The organism is Anaerobiospirillum sp. NML120511, assembly GCF_023050955.1.
Lineage (GTDB): Bacteria > Pseudomonadota > Gammaproteobacteria > Enterobacterales > Succinivibrionaceae > Anaerobiospirillum.
In genome coordinates this window covers 1-2,676 of the sequence record NZ_JALKIK010000093.1, presented here as the reverse complement: position 1 = coordinate 2,676, position 2,676 = coordinate 1, and the positions used below count along the sequence as shown (strand labels likewise).

The 2,676-nt window shown below is 50.3% G+C and carries 2 protein-coding genes; one reads left to right on the top strand and one right to left on the bottom strand.

The annotated features are described in order from the left end of the window. Positions 1-206: 206 nt before the first annotated feature. The gene (locus tag MXE39_RS12745) at positions 207-416 is read right to left on the bottom strand and encodes a hypothetical protein (protein WP_247074208.1); all 210 of its coding nucleotides are present in this window, start codon (positions 414-416) and stop codon (positions 207-209) included. 837 nt (positions 417-1,253) lie between these two features. On the opposite strand from MXE39_RS12745, the gene MXE39_RS12740 reads away from it, so the two are divergent. Next, complete coding sequence (locus MXE39_RS12740; protein ID WP_246979070.1) at positions 1,254-2,546, top strand: NUDIX hydrolase N-terminal domain-containing protein; 1,293 nt, start codon at positions 1,254-1,256, stop codon at positions 2,544-2,546. The last annotated feature ends 130 nt before the right edge of the window (positions 2,547-2,676 follow it).

Sequence of the window (2,676 nt, the reverse complement as noted above, 5' to 3'; positions counted from 1 at the left end):
AAGCGTTTTAGTGACAAGCTGGCACTATCAGCAAATGCAACCCGTTAAGTTTCACACGTGGTCCTTTTTATGCTTGGCCAGGCTGCCCTAAATTTTGTGATCCGGATCGGGGCGTGTGTTTCCCCTAAATCATCATAAGCATCAGTGGAACCGGCCAATACATGCGTCACAGTTGTCATAGGCCAGCATCACCATCCCCAGCAGCATCATCCAGCATCACTGTCGTCTAAATCATAACCATAAGCCAGAATCGCCACCATCCAAATCATTCTGTCTCTCTCAGTCCCTGCCACATTCTCCTTTGCGACTGCTGTTACCACTGTTGTTGCATATCTTTGCAGCAAAAATAATGAAATAGTCTGCAAAATTGCAGTAAATAGTATGCAAATATTGCAATGAATGTTAACGAGTTGCAAACAAATGTCAGGCTGTTCACTGGCTGATGCGTACTTGTGCCTTATGTGTAGTTATGATGTTCGATGTCACAAATTGCATGGATTTGCTGCAATATTTATAAAATTCATGCAATAAACTGCAATCTTTGCATAGACATAGGGCAGTACAATGGGTGTGTCAGAATGCAAGCGGGATTGAGTGCATTGATGAGTGATTTATGAATGCATGAGTGCCTGCAGGCCCTGCAGGCAGGGATGTCTGGCTTCAGGTATGTCTGGCGGCATGCCTGCAGGTATGCCAGCGTGCAGGCTGGGCTTATTGGCTGCAGGCTGGCAAGGCATGCAAGGTTACTGGTTACTGGTTAATGGTAATGTTCCGCACATGATGGCATGGCATGGCCTGCATGGGCATGTCTTAAGGGCTTTTGCATTACCTCATGCCTGACTGCATCAATAGCTGGTTCATTGCAGGCCGTAGCCTGTTTATGGCCATACCACCGGCAGCAGCTTTTTGGCCGTGGACTCTTTATTGGCCGTGGCATCTTTAGGTCAGCTGCTGGTGGTCTGGCTGTGAATGTTATTGATTTGCCATGCCCTGCCATGCCCGGCCATGTGGTCTGGTGGGGGTGGCTGGGATTTGGCCGGGATTTGGCCGGGATGATTTGGGGGCTGATTGTGTTGTGATGGGGCAGCGGGTGCGTGCCAGCTCACATAATTGGCATGCGCATGCTGTTGCTGGGGTCCAGGCCTGGCTTTGTGATTATAATGAGGATTCAGACATATTGTTATACAGCCATTTGCGTAGCTGGCTGTTTGATGATAGAGGAATTTCCAGGAGCAAGTAACAGGATGCTGAACATGAGCAAATACAGACATATTCTTTTTGACATCGATGGAACCCTGGTAGATACCTACGAAGCAAACATGCACAGCATCATCGACCTGCTTGATCGCTATATGCCGGGTCATGACCGCACTGTAGAGAACCTGGCCTTTATCTACGGTCTGCCTGGTCCTCAGTGTCTGAAGATTCTTGGTGTGCCTGATGAGCTGGTGCCTCAGATTTTAAGCGAGTGGCTGGAGCTGGTATCAGGCAGAGCACATATGTGCCGTCTTTACGATGGCGTCATTCCCATGCTCGATTACCTCAAGGGACAGGGCTATCACATGGCCGTAGTTACCTCCCGTACCCGTGGCGTCCCAATGGGAGGCCCTCTTGGTGATTACATTCCCGGCCCACTGCGTCCTTATCTCAATCATGCTATCTGTGCCAATGATGTAACCAATCCCAAGCCTCATCCTGAGTCCATTGAGCTGTACATGAAGCAGACCGGAGCCAGCCGTGAGGAAATTATCTTCATTGGTGATGCCCATACCGACCTGCAGTGTGCCCGTGATGCCGGAGTGGACTTTGGTCTAGCCGTATGGGGCTACCGTGGCCTTGAGCATCTTTACTGCGACCACTACTTCAAGACTCCATGGGAAGTAGTAAGTATGTTAAGCCGCAGAGAGCAGGGCATGGACCTGGCAGCTCAGATGCACATCTGGGCCAGTGAGATTAATGCCATTGGTCAGATTGGCCTGAGCTACGTTCAGGACCGTTTTGACAGGGAACGCTATGAGCGTCTTATGGACATTGCTGCTGCCATGGCTTCACACTATGTCTTTGAAAAGCAGAGTGTCATCAGAAAGCAGTGGTGCACTGAAGGCTATAAGACTCCTATGCTCGATACCCGTGCTGCGATCTTCGACAATGAGGATCGTATCCTGCTGGTCAAGGAAAAGATGTCAGGCAAGTGGAGCCTGCCAGGTGGCTGGTGTGATGACAACATGACCATCATCTCCAACACCCTCAAGGAAGTCAGAGAAGAGGCCTGCATGGACGTCTTCCCGGTCAAGCTTATTGCCATCCAGGACCGCAATGCCCACAACATTCCAAAGCATATCTGCGGCTGCCTGAAGGCCTTTGTCGAATGCAATGCTGGCCCTGGTGAATTTGTCGAAAATATCGAGACCTCAGAGCGACGCTTCTTTGCCGAAAACGAGCTGCCTCCATTAGACCAGCTGCGCACCTCCACCACCTCACTGGATCAGCTCATGATGTGCTTCCATGCTCACCGTTCCCCAGACTGGAAGCCAGTGGTCGAGTAATCCCCAGGGCATACGCATGATACGTGCTAAGCGGCTTTTCTAAGCTCTAAAGCGGCAGCAATTATGCCTACTGCATTTAGCAGCTGAGCATCGTCAGCCAGACGCACAACGAGCCTTTTTATTGAGCTGT